This is a genomic window from Caballeronia sp., from assembly GCF_028292365.1.
Taxonomy (GTDB): Bacteria; Pseudomonadota; Gammaproteobacteria; order Burkholderiales; family Burkholderiaceae; genus Caballeronia.
Genome location: NZ_JAQGMM010000540.1, coordinates 1 through 15,802, shown reverse-complemented (window position 1 = coordinate 15,802; position 15,802 = coordinate 1). Strand labels below are relative to the sequence as shown.

The window sequence follows — 15,802 nt, the reverse complement described above, 5'->3', positions numbered from 1 at the left end:
TGCGCGCTCAGAAGGCGGTACAGCGTGACCCGCGAAATGCCGAGTTCCTGCGCGGCGTCGCCAAGACGGCCGCGATGGCGCAGCAAAGCGAGTTCAATCGCCTGCCGTTCCGCAGCCTCCCGTGCCTGCGCCAGCGACACCGGCGCCACTTCAACATACTCGCCGAGCTCAAGATCACGCGCACTGATCTGACGCCCTTCAGACATCACGATGGCACGGCGCACGCGATTAATCAGCTCGCGCACATTACCCGGCCAGCCATAGTTGTGGATGGCGGCAATGGCATCGGGCGCGAAACCGCGCAGACGCCGACTCGCGTCCTTCTTGAAGCGGTCGAGCATGTGCTTGGCGAGCAACTCGATGTCCTTGCCACGTGCCCGCAGCGGCGGTTCATCGATCTGCAGCACGCACAGACGGTGATACAGGTCGGCACGGAACCGTCCTTCGATCATGGCCGTCTGCATATCCACGTGGGTGGCCGAAATGATGCGCACGTCCACCGGCGTGGATCCATGTCCGCCAAGCCGTTCAACCTTGCGCTCTTGCAGGAAACGCAACAGGCTTGCCTGGCTTTCGAGCGGCAAGTCGCCGATTTCATCGAGGAACAACGTGCCGCCGTTAGCCGCTTCCACGCGACCGATCTTGCGTTGATTCGCGCCAGTAAACGCGCCGCGCTCATAGCCGAACAGTTCCGATTGCAGCAGGTGAGCGGGAATCGCGCCACAGTTGATGGCGACGAACGGCTGCTCCCGCCGCACGGATCGTTCGTGAATGGCGACTGCCGTAAGCTCTTTGCCCGTGCCCGATTCACCCGAGATGAACACGGGTGCATCGGTCATGGCGACCTTGCGGATGGAGCGGAACAACGCGAGCATGGCGTCGCACGAACCGACCATCTCGCCTTCGGCGCGGCCGTCGCGCGCATCGTTGGAGGCGTTCTCGTGCAGCGCCACCATTCCATAAGCGTGGCCGACTGCATCGACTACGCGATCATTCGATGTGGGTAAGGTGACGTAGTCGAAGCAGTAGTCGCGAATCAGCCGGCGCACGGCCGCATCTTCGAGTTGACCCGTTACGGTTGCCGCGACCCAGCCGACATTGGTCAACGTCAGCGACGCTTCGAGCGCCGCGAGTTCGTGTGCTTCAAAGCTGCTCGACAGATCCAGCAAGCCGCCGGTTGCCAAGTCGTTGCGAAGCCACCTGCGGGCGTCCTTCGCGTTCGATACCACCTCGATGTGCCAGCCCCTCTCTTCAAACCGAGCACACAACGGCGCGCTCGGGTCACGAGTCACGTAGATTAGTTGCCGCCGAGCGACTTCCATTGTTCTGATCCTTTCGTCAACGGTCGTTGAAAAGGTCGCGCCGGTAATTGCCCTCAACCACGCTGCAGACGTCGAAGACTCGCATGCCCCAAGCGAACGGTCATTCGGAAAACTGCAAACGGTGAAACCCCGGGAGCGACGAGTACTGTCGCGCGGTTCTATGCGAACCTTGTTTTGTTTCAGAAGCTGTTTTTGAGAGACTACTATAAAGCGAATATTTCGAAAACAAATATCCGCAACAATGTCTGCGAACCCCTCCTGAAGCAGGGCTACCGTGCGTTTCAACAACGAGGTCTGGTTTTAATAAGCAATTTGCAAATAGTTTAAATAAGACAATAACATTTACGCAATTTTTGATAAAAATGGCCGTTAACCCTCCATCGTTTCAATCATGAAACGTTTTCGCCCCTTTTCTGATTCGGTTTCTCAGTCAGCTTGCCGCTCACCCAATAGCGGCAACGGAATGCGTGCCATGGCATATGTTTCGCTAAATGACAATGAATCAGGGAGACCGCCATGGAAAGCACCGGCTGTGTCGTCAAACGAGAAAATACTGCACCGCGACTTAGGGTCGCTGTCATTAGTGCTGCGTGGTTTGTACTGAGCAGCTCAGCCGCTAACGTTTGCGCGCAAAATAACGCAAGCGAAGATAGAGTGATCCAGCCCGCATCTCGGGCACTAGTGTCCGAATATGAAACATTCGCGACCAGGCAAAATCCGCCAGCCATTTTTACGGAAAGAAAAACTGCAGGCGGTGATGCTGGCGAAGCCGCATCGAACGAGCGCATTATTGTTAATCCTGTAATGGAGGCGGAACGACCCGCATCCGTGCAACGCATTGCGTCAGCGCCCCTTGCGGTCCGGGCCAACACCGCGGTTGAAAAAGTCACGGCAACGAGGGAGGAGTTGCCAGTCACCGCGCACGCGACCAGCGTCACGCTTTGGGATGAGATCGCGCCGCCGGTGCCTGCTCCCGTTCCCGCCGATGCCGCCACACGCTCCGCACCAGGCGACGTCGCGAGCGCAGGCGCCCAGAGGACGCAGTAGCCAGGACTTTGCAAACTAATGCAAAGCGAGGCGACTAAAGAACGACCCGTAAAATACGCGATGCAGCTGCGCAACAGCACAGATAACAGGATTTGAACGGCACGCCGGACAGTAGGACACTGACGTATTGCTCAGCGAGTAGCGAGAGTAGTAGGGACCGCGGGATTGCGCGGCACGTGGGCGTGCCGCGCAATCCCGCGAAGAAGGCATTCGCGGGCTTATCTGCTGACCGTATGCAGCGTCCCGCTCGACGGCTATATGGATCGGCAACGCATTGCACCGCCGTGTCCGCCAGGACACTATTTGCGCGCGTTGTAAAAAGGAGATTGCCCGTGCTCGAATCCGTCCCCATCTCCTTACCCCTGTCGGGTAAAAGCGCACTGGCGTCAATGCCGCCGATGGGCGCCCTCTCCACTGCCGACCCGATCACACCTGACCTCTCTGGCGTGTTGGCCCTCCCAATCGTTCCGATCAACCCGACGCCCCATGCGGCGACCGCCGTCCGCAACCTCCTCTACATCTCCCAGGCGCCGAATCAGGCACTCGTCACATATTTGAAGGGCCTCGGCTGGAAGGTCTCGGCCGGCGCGCTCGCCACCCAGGCCAGCGCGCTGAAGACCGATACGCCGGTAGCCGGTATTGTCGATATGACCAGCTTCTCGGCGCGCGAACTGGCCGCGCTCGAGCCCGCGCTGCGTCACCAGCGAGCCGGCTGGATCGCCCTCACCGACGACACCCACCTTGCGGACCCGGTCGTCTGCCACTTGATCCGGCACTTCTGCTTCGACTTCGTGAAAGGCGCGTTCTCGAACGCGACCATCGGTTACCTCGTCGATCACGCGTACGGCATGGTGAGCCTCGGCGACATCGACCTGGCCGAAACTCCGACCGTGTTCGGCGACGAGCAGATGGTCGGCACCTGCGAGGCCATGCAGCAGCTCTTTCGCACCATCCGCAAAGTCGCGAACACCGACGCCAACGTGTTCATCACCGGCGAATCGGGGACCGGCAAGGAATTGACGGCCGTGGCGATCCACGAACGCTCGCCGCGCCGCAAGGGACCGTTCGTCGCGATCAATTGCGGCGCGATCGGCAATCACCTGATCCAGTCGGAACTGTTCGGTTACGAGCGCGGTGCGTTCACGGGCGCGAACCAGCGCAAGATCGGCCGGGTGGAAGAGGCCGATGGCGGCACGCTCTTCCTCGATGAAATCGGCGACCTGCCGCTCGACAGCCAGGTGCATTTGCTGCGGTTCCTGCAGGAACGCAAGATCGACCGGCTGGGTGGGCACGACCCCATTGCCGTTGATGTGCGGATCATTTCCGCGACCCATATCGACCTGGAAGCCGCCATGGGCGACGGCCGCTTCCGTACCGATCTATTCCATCGGTTGTGCGTGCTGCGTGTGGACGAACCGCCGCTGCGGGCGCGCGGCAAGGACATCGAGATTCTCGCGCTGCATGTGCTGCACAAGTTCAGGAGCGACGGCAGACGCAAGATCATCGGCTTCGCACCATCGGCGATAGAAGCCATGTACAGCTACGCCTGGACCGGCAATGTGCGCGAGATGATCAACCGCGTGCGGCGCGCGATCGTGATGGCGGAAAACAAGCTGATCACCGCCGATGACCTCGGACTCGGCCACTGCACCGGCATTGAATCGACCACGCTGGCCGCTGCCCGCGACGCCGCCGAGAAGCGCGCGATCGAACTAACGTTGCTGCGGCATCGGCACAAACTCAGCGAGGCGGCGGCGGAGTTGGGGATTTCGCGGGTGACGTTGTACAGGCTGATGGTCGCGCATGGGTTGCGCGGCGCGGCGATGGTGAACGGCGCGGACGCAAGGTGAGAAAGCCCGCGGGGTCGAGTGTCGGGCGTCGGGTAGAATCCGTGGCTTGATTTATCTCAAGCCGAATTCCGGACACGGATATCCACACCATGACGACGCTGACCCTGATCGTCGCCCGCGCGCGTAACGGCGTGATCGGGCGCAACAACCAATTGCCCTGGCGCCTGCCCGAAGATCTCGCGTTCTTCAAGCGCACGACGATGGGCGCGCCCATAGTGATGGGGCGCAAGACGCACGAGTCCATCGGGCGGGTGTTGCCGGGACGGCGCAATATCGTGGTCTCGCGTGACGCCGGGCGCCGCTTCGACGGCTGCGATACGGTCACTGGACTTGCCGATGCCTTGGAACTGGCAGCACGCGACAACGCCAGCGAAGTATTCCTGATCGGCGGCGCCGAGTTGTTCCGCGAAGGTTGGCCGCTCGCGCACAAGCTGATCCTGACTGAGATCGATGCCGATTTCCCCGGCGATATCTCCATCGATGCACCCGATGCAGCCGTTTGGAAAGAGGCCTCGCGGGAGACACATCACGCGGCAGCACCGAACGATTTCGACTATTCGTTCGTGGTGTACGAGCGCCGCACGGCTTAGCCTTGGGCTGCGCGCGCTCGATCATCTAGCGAGTTAGCCCATCGCTCTCCATTGAAAAAGCCCGGAACGGCGCTAACCGTTCCGGGCTTTTTCTGTTCTGCAGATTCTCTTACTGTCCCGCGATCGTCATCTTCTCGATCAGCACGGAGCCGATTTCCTTGTTGCCGCGCACGACCGTATCCGCTCCAATGGCTTCAATGTGCCGGAACATCTCCTGCAACGTGCTGGCGACCGTGATCTCTTCAACCGGATACTGGATCTTGCCGTTCTCCACCCAAAAACCGGATGCGCCGCGCGAATAATCGCCGGTGACGTAGTTCACGCCCTGCCCCATCAGTTCCGTCAGCAGCAGGCCCGTGCCCAGTTTCTTGAGCATTTCCTCGAAGTCATCGCCAGGTTTTGTCAGCGAACTGCGCAGCGACAGGTTATGCGAGCCGCCTGCATTGCCCGTCGTTTTCATGCCGAGCTTGCGAGCCGAATACGTCGACAAGAAATAGCCCTGCACCACGCCGTCTTCCACCACATTGCGGCGTTGGGTGCGCACGCCTTCTTCGTCGAACGGCGCACTGCCCATGCCGCCCTTCACGTGCGGATCCTCGAGCACCTGGATGTGCGGAGCGAACACCGGTTTGCCGAGGCTGTCGACAAGGAACGTGGTCTTTCTGTATAGCGCGCCGCCACTGACCGCCTGCACGAACGCACCCAGGATGCCGGCGGCCAACGGTGCTTCGAACATCACGCGGCATTTGCGCGTGTCCAGCCCGCGCGCGCCCATGCGGGCTAGCGCGCGATGCGCTGCATACCGGCCGATGGCTTCCGGTTCAGCGAGATCGGCGGCATTGCGTTTCGATGTGTACCAGTCGTCGCGCTGCATGTCACGGCCGGAACCCGCGATAGGCGCGCACGCCACGTAGTGACGCGAGAACGGATAACCGCCCATGAACCCGCGCGATGTAGCCAGCACGAACTGTGAGTGCTGCGCCGAGACACTCGCGCCTTCCGAGTTCTGGATGCGTTTATCGACTGCGAAGGCGGCGTCTTCAGCCCGGCGAGCGAGATCGGCCGCCTCTTCAGCGTCGATATCCCACGGGTGATAGAGGTCGAGATCCTGCGGCGCTTTTTCCAGCAGTTCTTCTTCGGCGAGTCCTGCGGCGCTGTCTTCGGCGGTGAAACGCGCGATGTTGTAGGCGGCCGCGACCGTGTCTCTGAGCGCTGCGCGCGTAAAGTCCGAGGTGCTGGCATTACCGCGCTTATTGCCGATAAACACGGTCACGCCGACCATTTTGTCGCGATTGTGCTCGATGGTTTCGACTTCGCCGCGGCGCACGCTGACCGAGAGGCCGTCGCCTTCGGAGATCTCGGTGGCGGAGTCGGTGGCGCCGAGCTCCTTTGCATGCCGCAGGATGTCGGACGCGATTTCCTTCAGCTCGTCCTGGGTGTGCGGGAAAAAGCGTTGCCTGACGTCCATGTCTGCTGCCATTTTATGTCTGCCTGTGGGTGCTCGATGGTTCGAGCGTGTTCACGTTGCCGGTCGTGGCGAAGGGGCGGGTTAGCGCCCGCTGTGCGCTGGAATGCGGCTGTGTGGCCGGTATTCGACCATCGCACGATGATAGCAAGTCCGGCACGGGTTTGGTTTCACCCCCACCCTGCCACGCTACAATACCGGGATGAACCGTAAAACCCGCACGCAACCGATAAACCCGGCCGAGGCCTCCGAACAGGACGGCAGCGAGCACGGCTACGACCGCCCCAGCAAATCCCAGCTCAAACGCGACATGCTCGCGCTGCAAGTGCTGGGCGTCACGCTGATCGATCTGCCGAAAGACGCGCTCAAGCGCATGCCCATGCCGGAAAAGCTCGACGACGCCGTCCGCGCCGCCCGCCGCATTACCGACCACGAAGGCAAACGCCGGCAAGTGCAATACGTCGGGCGCGTCATGCGCTCGCTGACCGACGAGGAAACCGCGGCGATTCGCACTGCGCTGGATTCATATCGCGGCGTGAACCGGGCTGAAACGGCCAAGCTGCACTGGATCGAACGCACCCGCGAAAAGCTTCTCGCCGACGACGCCGCCCTCACCGATTTCATCCGCCAACATCCTGGCATCGACCCGCAAGAAGGCCGCACGCTGATCCGCAACGCCCGTAAGGAACGCGAACAGGCCAAGCCGCCGCGCTACTTCCGCGAGCTGTTCCAGTGGATCAAGACCGCGGCGGGCGTGGAAGATGAAGAAGACGAAAGCTTGATCGAAGGCGAAGAAGAAGACGACGGCGTCGAATTCCCCGAACGAGAAGACGACGATGGCTACAAAGCGTAATCATCCCGACGAATTGGTGATCGGCCTGGTGTCGATCAGCGATCGCGCGTCGCAGGGCGTGTACGAGGACAAGGGCATTCCGTCGCTGCAAGAGTGGCTCACGAGCGCACTGAGTTCGCCGTGGCGCGCGGAAACGCGGCTGATCCAGGACGACGCGGCGACCATCTCGGCCACGCTGATCGAACTCGTCGATGAAACCGGCTGTGACCTGATCCTGACCACGGGCGGCACAGGTCCGTCGCGTCGCGATGTGACGCCGGAAGCCACGCTAGCCGTCGCCACGAAGCCAATGCCCGGTTTCGGCGAACAAATGCGCCAGATCAGCCTGAATTTCGTCCCGACAGCCATTTTGTCGCGACAAGTGGCCGTCATTCGCGAAACGCCGGATCACGCGGCGCTGATCGTGAATTTGCCCGGGCAGCCAAAATCGATCCGCGAAACGCTGGAAGGACTACGCGACGCGGACGGCAAATCCAAGGTGCCGGGCATTTTCGCCGCAGTGCCTTATTGCATCGACTTGATTGGTGGTCCATACATTGAAACGCGGCCCGAAGTGGTGGCCGCGTTCAGGCCGAAAAACGCGATCCGGCCGCCAAAATCCTGACTATTTGCCCGCTTGGACCGGCTCAGTATTAGCCGCCGCCGACGGAATCAGGAAATGCTCGCGGTAGTACTTGAGTTCGTCGATGGATTCGTGAATATCGGCGAGCGCCGTATGCATCGCGCGCTTCTGAAAACCCTTGTAGATAGCCGGCTGCCAGCGGCGGCACAATTCCTTGAGCGTGCTGACGTCAAGGTTGCGATAGTGGAAAAACGTTTCCAGTTCGGGCATCCACCGGGCCATGAAACGGCGATCCTGGCAGATGGAATTGCCGCACATGGGCGACTTGCCCGGCGGGACATACTGGCCGAGAAATTCGCGGATTTGCCGCGTGGCTTCCGCCTCATCCACCGTCGACGCCCGTACGCGCTCCGTCAGCCCCGAGCGGCCGTGCGTATTGCGGTTCCACTCATCCATCTTGCCCAGCGCCGTTTCGTCCTGGTGAATCGCCAGAACCGGCCCTTCCACCAGTTTGTCGAGCGTCGAATTCGTCACCACCACCGCAATTTCGATAATGCGGTCGGTATCGGGTTCGAGACCCGTCATCTCCATGTCGAGCCACACGAGATTCATGTCGCTGCGAACGAGGTCGGTGGAGCTTGGGGAAGAAGCGGAATCAAGCACGGAATCGGCCATAGGTGGGCAACCTGAGAGGGGTTTGACGCGGTTTCACGCCTTTCCAGGCGCGGTTTTAGATATCAGATACAGACCGCGCGCGGCGGCGGCCAAGAACCTATAATTCTCGCATAGTTCAATCGCGCATATTTCAATCGGATTCCCGCTGATGTCCAATTTCAATCTCGCCTTCTCGGTCGTGTTCGTCGTGGCGCTGGTCGGCATGGTCGGCACCAAGCTGTGGCTCGCGTCGCGCCAGATCCGGCACGTCGCCGCGCATCGCAAGGATGTGCCGCCGCAGTTCCTGCAGACCATTCCGCTTGCCGCTCACCAGCGCGCCGCCGATTACACCGTCGAGCGCACGCGCCTGACCATGGTTGAGGTCGTGATCAGCGCCGCGCTGCTGGTCGCGTTGACGCTGCTTGGCGGCATCCAGCAGATCGAACTGGCCGTCTCTGACTCGCTCGGCCGCGGTTATGTGGGGCAAATGGCGCTGGTGGCTATCGTGGTGGCAATTACCAGCGTGGTGGATCTGCCGTTCGACTACATCCGGCACTTTGTGATCGAAGAGAAATTCGGCTTCAACCGGATGACGAAAAAGCTCTTTTTCCTCGACCTGGTGAAAGGCATCGTGCTGGGCGCAGCAATCGGCTTGCCGGTGCTGTTCGTGACGCTGTGGCTGATGAATCAGGCCGGCGCGTTGTGGTGGCTGTGGGCGTGGGTGCTGCTGGTCGCGTTCCAGATGCTCGTGCTGATCCTGTACCCCACGTTTATCGCGCCGCTGTTCAACAAGTTCGAGCCGCTGAAAGACGAGGCGTTGCGGGAGCGCATCGAGAACCTGATGTCGCGTACGGGCTTCGCCGCAAAGGGTTTGTTCGTCATGGACGGCAGTCGCCGTTCGGCGCATGGCAACGCGTATTTCACGGGTTTCGGCGCGGCGAAGCGAATCGTTTTCTTCGATACCCTCCTCGCCCGGCTCTCGGGCAACGAGATCGAAGCGGTGCTGGCGCACGAGCTTGGGCACTTCAAGCGGCGTCATGTGATCAAGCGCCTGATCGTCACGTTCGTGCTCAGTCTCGCCATGCTTGCGCTGCTCGGCTGGCTGGCGCAATGCGTGTGGTTCTACGAAGGCCTTGGCGTGCGGCCATCGCTGCTCGGCAACAACAACGGCCTCGCGCTCGTGCTGTTCATGCTGGCGTTGCCGGTCTTCATGTTCTTCGTGACGCCGTTGGGCAGCCTGAGCTCGCGCAAACATGAATTCGAAGCCGACGCATTCGCCGCGAGTCAGACCGATCCGCGCGACCTCGTGAACGCGCTGGTGAAACTGTACGAAGACAACGCGTCCACGCTCACGCCTGATCCGCTCTACTCAGCGTTTTATGCATCGCATCCACCTGCATCGCAGCGCATCGAGCGCTTGATGCAGTACGCTGCATGAGGCCGCGTATCGCGAAGAAAGCGACGAACGCTCGCATCGAAGGAAAGGTCATTGCCGCGCACGGGCGGCATTATCTCGTCGCTCCCACCGACGGCAGCGCCATGCTTCAATGCTTCCCGCGCGGCAAGCGCAGCGAGATAGCGGTCGGCGACCGGGTGAGTTACGAGCAGTCATCGGCGGATCAAGGGGTGATCGTCGAGATTGGCGAGCGGCGCAATCTGCTTTATCGGTCCGACCAGTTCAAGTCGAAGCTCTTCGCTGCCAATCTCGACCAGTTGATGATCGTTCTCGGCACAGAGCCGCATTTCAGCGAGGACTTGCTCGGGCGCGCGTTGATTGCCGCCGAGGCGCACGGTCTCGAACCATTGATCGTGCTGAACAAGATCGACATGGAAGGACCGCTCGCGGTGGCTCGCAAGCGGCTGGCGCTGTATCGGGAGCTTGGGTACACGGTGGTGGAGCTATCGGCGAAAGCGGCGCCTGAGCACGTGCATGAAGAACTCGATGCGCGTCTGGCCGACCGCGCTACCCTGCTGCTCGGACAATCGGGCATGGGTAAATCGACGCTGGTGAACATCCTCGTGCCCAATGCCGAAGTCGCGACGCGGGAGATCTCGAAGGCATTGAATAGCGGCAGGCACACGACCACGTTCACGCGGCTGTATCCGCTGCCGGGCGGAGGATCGCTGATCGATTCGCCGGGGTTCCAGGAGTTTGGGCTGCATCACTTGTCGGAGGGACAACTGGAGCGCTCGTTCGCGGACTTCCGGCCCTTCCTCGGCAAGTGCCGCTTCTATAACTGCCGGCATCTGCATGAACCAGGCTGCGCGATTCTCGAGGCAATGGCAGAAGGCAAGATCAGGCCGGCGCGACATCAGTTGTATGCGCAACTGGTGCATGAAGCCAGCCAGATTGTTCGATGATTTCATCGACCTGATGTTCGGCAACTGCATCTAAAACAGATTGCGACGGGATGAAGAAACTGACGCGGGCTCCGAATCTGATTACGGCGCATCACTGGGTGAACGTGCTGGTGACGGCGGGGATAGCGTGCGAGATGCACAACCGTTATTTGAGCGGCGCAATGGGCGAGATTCCGGCGGAGCAATGCGCGCCCGAGATATGGATACTCGATGATCGCGACGAGGTGTTGGCGACAGGCATCCTGGAGCGCGCTCGAAGCGGCCCGGCAATCAACGCCCGTGGCTGGCGCTGCCAGCAATGCGGCGAAGCGCTGGAAGCGCAATTCACCGTGTGCTGGCAATGCGGAACGGAGAGAGACCCGCTGAACGACGAGTAGGACTGCCCCATTCAATCAAGCAGGCAGAACGCTCAGGACAGCCAGACCGCGATACTGAGCATGAGCAGCAACAGCATCCAGAGAATCACGGCGCGCCAGACAAGGCCCACTGCAGATTGCAGCGTCCTTGGCGTGCAGTCATCGCCAACAGGCAGCGGGCTCGCGTCGCCAACCGCCAACGCCTCGACGCTCAGCGGCTCCGCTAACGGACCCGCCAGGCGCGCTCCCAGCGCCCCACTCCCAGCCGCGAGCAAAACCCCTTCGTTGGCATCGGGCCATTGCCGGGCGTGATTACGCCACGCGTAAATGGCGTCCTCGAAATTCCCGACAATCGCGAAGCCGAGCGAAGTCAGCCGCGCCGGCACCCAGTCGATGAAAAAGAACGCCCGCTGCGCGAAGGTGGAGAACGCCGGTGTGCGTTCGTCAGTCGGCTGGACCCACGATCTCGCCAGATACTCGGCGATGCGATAAAACACCGCGCCCGCCGGTCCGATCGGAATCAAGAACCAGAAGAACACACCAAACACGTGCCGATGCGACGCCACGACCGCATGAACCAGGGTATGCCGGACGATCTCGCTGACCGGCATATCAAGCGTATCAATGCCGGTCCACTCATTGAGAACCTCGCGAGCGCGGGGCACGTCGTCGTTGTTCAGGGCGAGATGGATGTCGGTGAAATAGTGGCTGAACTGCCGGAAGCCCAACGTGAAATACACGATCACGACGTTCCACAGGAACGCCAGCGCGAAGTTGATGCGATAGAGCACGTAATAGACAAGCCCGACGGCTAATGTCCATGGCACCACGACCACTAGCCAGGCGAGTACGCCGTGCCGCTGCTTGCCGGCATCGAAGCCATGAGCCGCGGATTCCGCATGGTACTGAAGCAACGCCGAAATGGGATTCTGCGGCGAGAGCGCGCGCAACTGCTCAATGATGAGAGCCAGCAATACGGAGAAAAAAGTCATGCGATGCGCCGAGACATTCGAGTTTTACGAATTTCTTGTAAAGATAGCACAGCACCGTCCGCGCCAGAGGGACACATCGGCCGCACGGCTAGCCGAGTCTCTGCACGTTGGGCGTCAAGCCGCGAGGAAGCGATAGAAATTGCGTAACATACCCGCCGTTGCACCCCAAATGAAATACGGAGCCACATTCTCGGTGGGTGAAAAAGGCATCGCAAAAAAACGACGCTCGCCTCCTTCCCAACGAAACACGCGGACCTGATGGTTGGCCGGGTTCATGAGAAAGGCGAGTGGAACTTCAAAGATATCGGCGACTTCGAGGGTATCGGCATGCAGTTCGATCGGGGGATGCACCAGCGCCACGACCGGCGTCACGCGAAAACCCGTACCCGTCAGATACTCGGGCAATTCCCCCAGCACCTCCACGTGCTTCGCCGCGAGGCCCACTTCCTCCTGCGCTTCGCGAAGCGCGGTCGCGGCGGCGTCGAGGTCTTCCGGCTCCCGGCGTCCGCCCGGGAAGCTGATCTGCCCCGCGTGATCCGAAAGATGGTCCGCGCGCTGAGTGAGCAGCACGGTCAAGCCCGTCTCGCGTAACACCAGCGCGATCAGTACCGACGCCACCCGTGGATCGCCACCCAGCGCCTTGATCCTGTCGTCGCGCGCGTCCGGCGTCCAGTCGAGCGTCAGCTTGAAGCGCGCGCGCAGTGCGGCCGGTGTCAGGATTTCATCGCGCACAGGCGGCAGATCTGCGCCGGTCGATTCGATCGGCAAGATCTCAGGCTCGAGGATTCGGGGAGTCGACAGCTTGGTCGGAGACACGAGGAGCTTTTAGTTTTGGGGGTCTGGTTCAGATTCCGATTCTGAAAAATCGTTGCGGTCAGGTCGCAAATAAGATTCAAGCGTAGTGCGCGAGACGGCAAAACACGGCAAAGCACGATTTGACCACACCAACGGAAAAAAGCACCCGTAAAGGTGCTTTTTTCCGGTACGACTTCGGTGCAGTTACTGCGCCTTGGAAGCGCTGCGGTCTTTCAACACGAGCTTTTCCTTGATCCGAGCCGACTTGCCCGAACGATCGCGCAAGTAGTACAGCTTTGCACGACGCACGTCGCCGCGACGCTTCACGACAATGCTCGCCAGGATTGGCGAGTAGGTCTGGAACGTACGCTCGACGCCTTCGCCCGACGAAATCTTGCGGACGATGAAATTCGAGTTCAAACCACGGTTGCGCTTCGAGATCACAACGCCTTCGTAAGCCTGGACACGCTTGCGCGTACCTTCAACCACGTTGACGCTAACGATCACCGTATCGCCGGGGGCGAATACAGGGATAGTCTTTTCGCCGAGCGCGCGCGCGATTTCTTCTTGCTCGAGTTGCTCAATCAGATTCATTACAGACTCCTGGAGCCATCTTGCCGAAGTTGTTTGCCATATGAGTGGCCTCGGTAGAGGATGGGTTCACATCTGGCGCCCGCTTGAATTCACAAGCCTGGCACCACCCTTTCGTCTCGCCTTGTATTTGCTTTCCAAAGCCTACTGCGCTTTCGATCGTTCCTTGGCGAGACTTGCGAGCCATGTCTCATCGACACGGCTCAACATTTTAGACTTGCGCGCCTTTTCTATCAGATCAGGCCGCTTTTCCTGCGTATTCTTTAGCGCTTCACGCCGACGCCATGCTTCGATTTCCTTGTGATGGCCGCCAAGCAGCACATCCGGAACCCGCACACCGCCGTATTCTTCCGGGCGGGTGTAGTGCGGGCAATCAAGCAGCACATCGACGAAACTATCCTGCACGGCCGACTGCGAGTCGTTCAGCACGCCGGGCAACTGGCGCACCACTGCGTCCATGAGCGCCATGGCCGGCAATTCGCCGCCCGACAACACGAAGTCACCGAGACTCACTTCTTCGTCGACCACGCGATCAATCAAGCGCTGGTCGATGGCTTCGTAACGACCGCACAGCAGGACAAGACCCGGCTCCTGAGCGAATTGCATAACCCGCTCATGATTCAGCGTTTTCCCTTGCGGCGACATCATCACCACACGCGATCCGCTGATGCCCTGCTCCGCCTGCGCCGCTTTCGCAGCCGAGATCGCGTCTTCCAGCGGTCTTGCCAGCATGACCATGCCGGGACCACCGCCGTACGGGCGATCATCGATAGTTCGATAACTGTCCGTGGTGAAATCGCGAGGATTCCACGTGCGCAGCCCAAACCGTTCCTGCTTGACCGCCCGGCTGGTAATACCCCAATCGGTCAGCGCGCGAAACATCTCGGGAAAGAGCGTCACGACGTCAAACTGCATCGCTCTCTCCTTGCAGTGATCGATGGATCAAAATCGACGGGTCAATAGTCAGCTTCCCACTCGACGACAATCCTGCGCGCCGCCTGATCCACTGTTTTCACGAATACGCCAACGAACGGAATCAGCCGTTCGCCGGTAGCGCGCGAGCCGTCCTTGCCCGTGGTCGGAAATTCCACGCGCATGATGGAATGCGCGCCGTTGTCGATCATGCCCGCGACCTGGCCTAAAGCCACGTCCGCGTCGTTCACGACGTCCAGGCCGATCAGATCGACCCAGTAGAATTCGTCATCGCCGGTCAGCTTCGGGAAGTCGCTGCGCAACACATGGATACTGTGACCACGCAACGCATACGCCGTGTCGCGGTCATCGCAGCCAGCAAAATGGGCGACGACCGTGTCGCTATGCACTTTGGACTGCAAACACCGAACGGCCTTGCGCTCGTTTCCCTTGACCAGCCACCAGCGCTTTGCTGCGAGCATCGCGTCGCCGCCATGACCCGCATGCGCGTGTGGCGCAATCTTGACCCAGCCCTTCAGTCCGTAAGCGTCGACGATCGCACCCACTTCAATGGCGTCATCGGGCAAACTTTCTACGGACTCGATCGATCCTGCGTCATCTGAACCGTCGATAGCCACGCGACGCGCTGCCGGCTTGCGGACAAACGCGCCAAACGTGGCTTCGTTCGGCTCAGGTTTCTCGCCACGTGCGGCTGTCAAACCTGGGTCTGAAGCAGAATCACGTGTCGACATGAGCCAATCTCCCGCGAACCTCGGAAGCTGGAATCGATCGGATCACAAGTACCCGAACGATCGACTGCAACAAGCGCACTTAAGCAGCCGGCTGAGCTTGTTGCGATTGCTTGACCAGACGGGCAACCGTCGGCGACATCTGCGCGCCGTTGTCTTGCCAGTACGTCAGGCGGTCCTGGGCGATACGCAGCGATTCGCCTTTGGTCGCGACCGGGTTGTAAAAACCCACGCGTTCAATGAAGCGGCCATCACGGCGGCTACGCGAATCAGTTGCAACGATGTTGTAAAACGGGCGCTTCTTGGAGCCGCCACGAGCCAAGCGGATGATAACCATGCTGAAATCCTTGAAAACCGGGGTTCGGAACTACCAAAACACGCGATTATAGCGGCAAAACGGAGCCTTAACAAACACTTGCGTCGATTAATCAGGATGAAACGGGGTCTGCGGCATGCGATTTGACCGGCCATCGCCCGCCCTGACGCGGCGCAAAGCAGGTTTTTCAAGACTTCGCGAAGCCGCGCAGGATGTCATTTTGGAGAGACAGATTTGAACTCGCTCATGGCTTTCGCCGGTAAAGGTTTCTCAGGCAACAATTCGCAACGGGCTCGCGGTTTCGCCCGCGGTGGCATTCGATCTCTGGCGCATTCGGCGCGTTCCGTCTTTCTAGCGGCGAATTTGCTGATCGCGCTGGCCGGCTCT

At 60.4% G+C, this 15,802-nt stretch carries 17 protein-coding genes; 8 read left to right on the top strand and 9 right to left on the bottom strand.

The genetic code is table 11. The features are described 5' to 3' along the window. Positions 1-1,322: sigma-54 dependent transcriptional regulator (locus JWR14_RS31830; RefSeq protein ID WP_299717349.1), on the bottom strand; the 1,322-nt coding region annotated here is incomplete at its 3' end. A gap of 516 nt (positions 1,323-1,838) precedes the next feature. Here JWR14_RS31830 and JWR14_RS31825 point away from each other — a divergent pair. The 3 genes from JWR14_RS31825 to JWR14_RS31815 all read left to right on the top strand — a co-directional run bounded on the left by JWR14_RS31825 (position 1,839) and on the right by JWR14_RS31815 (position 4,809). Then, positions 1,839-2,369: a hypothetical protein gene (locus tag JWR14_RS31825; RefSeq protein WP_299717347.1), complete on the top strand. Its 531-nt coding sequence runs from the start codon at positions 1,839-1,841 to the stop codon at positions 2,367-2,369. A 389-nt stretch (positions 2,370-2,758) separates the two neighbouring features. Further along, on the top strand, positions 2,759-4,219 hold the full coding sequence (locus tag JWR14_RS31820; protein ID WP_299717353.1) for a sigma-54 dependent transcriptional regulator: 1,461 nt from the start codon (positions 2,759-2,761) through the stop codon (positions 4,217-4,219). Between the two features lie 89 nt (positions 4,220-4,308). Then, complete coding sequence (locus JWR14_RS31815) at positions 4,309-4,809, top strand: dihydrofolate reductase (RefSeq protein ID WP_299717345.1); 501 nt, start codon at positions 4,309-4,311, stop codon at positions 4,807-4,809. A gap of 109 nt (positions 4,810-4,918) precedes the next feature. On the opposite strand, the gene pmbA is transcribed toward JWR14_RS31815, so the two are convergent. Next, a complete protein-coding gene (pmbA, locus tag JWR14_RS31810; RefSeq protein WP_299717343.1) occupies positions 4,919-6,289 on the bottom strand; it encodes a metalloprotease PmbA in 1,371 nt (456 codons plus the stop codon). 187 nt (positions 6,290-6,476) lie between these two features. Between pmbA and yjgA the strand changes: the two genes are divergently transcribed. Together yjgA and mog are read left to right on the top strand one after the other, a co-directional pair. Continuing rightward, complete coding sequence (gene yjgA / locus JWR14_RS31805) at positions 6,477-7,127, top strand: ribosome biogenesis factor YjgA (protein ID WP_299717341.1); 651 nt, start codon at positions 6,477-6,479, stop codon at positions 7,125-7,127. Further along, complete coding sequence (mog, locus tag JWR14_RS31800; RefSeq protein WP_299717338.1) at positions 7,111-7,731, top strand: molybdopterin adenylyltransferase; 621 nt, start codon at positions 7,111-7,113, stop codon at positions 7,729-7,731. The genes yjgA and mog overlap by 17 nt, the downstream gene beginning before the upstream one ends. Here the strand turns inward: mog and orn are convergent, their stop codons facing one another. Next, positions 7,732-8,364 (bottom strand): oligoribonuclease, encoded by a 633-nt coding sequence (gene orn / locus JWR14_RS31795; protein WP_299717336.1) that lies wholly within the window; start codon positions 8,362-8,364, stop codon positions 7,732-7,734. Positions 8,365-8,512: 148 nt separating this feature from the next. Between orn and JWR14_RS31790 the strand changes: the two genes are divergently transcribed. From JWR14_RS31790 to JWR14_RS31780, 3 genes are read left to right on the top strand one after another with little or no spacing between them, the layout of a single operon-like run. Next, positions 8,513-9,781, top strand: a complete 1,269-nt coding sequence (locus tag JWR14_RS31790; protein WP_299717334.1) for a M48 family metallopeptidase — start codon at positions 8,513-8,515, stop codon at positions 9,779-9,781. Continuing rightward, positions 9,778-10,704, top strand: coding sequence for a ribosome small subunit-dependent GTPase A (gene rsgA, locus JWR14_RS31785; RefSeq protein ID WP_299717332.1), 927 nt, complete (start codon positions 9,778-9,780; stop codon positions 10,702-10,704). Before JWR14_RS31790 ends, rsgA begins: the two co-directional genes overlap by 4 nt. Positions 10,705-10,754: 50 nt before the next feature. After that, positions 10,755-11,081: a DUF2007 domain-containing protein gene (locus JWR14_RS31780; RefSeq protein WP_299717330.1), complete on the top strand. Its 327-nt coding sequence runs from the start codon at positions 10,755-10,757 to the stop codon at positions 11,079-11,081. Positions 11,082-11,113: 32 nt separating this feature from the next. On the opposite strand, the gene JWR14_RS31775 is transcribed toward JWR14_RS31780, so the two are convergent. The 6 genes from JWR14_RS31775 to rpsP all read right to left on the bottom strand — a co-directional run bounded on the left by JWR14_RS31775 (position 11,114) and on the right by rpsP (position 15,436). Beyond that, positions 11,114-12,052 carry a CobD/CbiB family protein gene (locus JWR14_RS31775; RefSeq protein ID WP_299717328.1) on the bottom strand — a complete coding sequence of 313 codons (939 nt, stop codon included), beginning with the start codon at positions 12,050-12,052 and terminating at the stop codon, positions 11,114-11,116. Positions 12,053-12,166: 114 nt separating this feature from the next. Next, positions 12,167-12,853 (bottom strand): CoA pyrophosphatase, encoded by a 687-nt coding sequence (locus JWR14_RS31770; protein ID WP_299717351.1) that lies wholly within the window; start codon positions 12,851-12,853, stop codon positions 12,167-12,169. A gap of 198 nt (positions 12,854-13,051) precedes the next feature. Continuing rightward, the gene (gene rplS / locus JWR14_RS31765; protein WP_158938344.1) at positions 13,052-13,441 is read right to left on the bottom strand and encodes a 50S ribosomal protein L19; all 390 of its coding nucleotides are present in this window, start codon (positions 13,439-13,441) and stop codon (positions 13,052-13,054) included. Between the two features lie 141 nt (positions 13,442-13,582). Next, positions 13,583-14,353, bottom strand: a complete 771-nt coding sequence (trmD, locus tag JWR14_RS31760; protein ID WP_299717323.1) for a tRNA (guanosine(37)-N1)-methyltransferase TrmD — start codon at positions 14,351-14,353, stop codon at positions 13,583-13,585. Between the two features lie 41 nt (positions 14,354-14,394). Further along, the gene (rimM, locus tag JWR14_RS31755) at positions 14,395-15,102 is read right to left on the bottom strand and encodes a ribosome maturation factor RimM (protein WP_299717321.1); all 708 of its coding nucleotides are present in this window, start codon (positions 15,100-15,102) and stop codon (positions 14,395-14,397) included. Between the two features lie 79 nt (positions 15,103-15,181). After that, the gene (rpsP, locus tag JWR14_RS31750) at positions 15,182-15,436 is read right to left on the bottom strand and encodes a 30S ribosomal protein S16 (RefSeq protein WP_299717319.1); all 255 of its coding nucleotides are present in this window, start codon (positions 15,434-15,436) and stop codon (positions 15,182-15,184) included. Between the last annotated feature and the right edge of the window lie 366 nt (positions 15,437-15,802).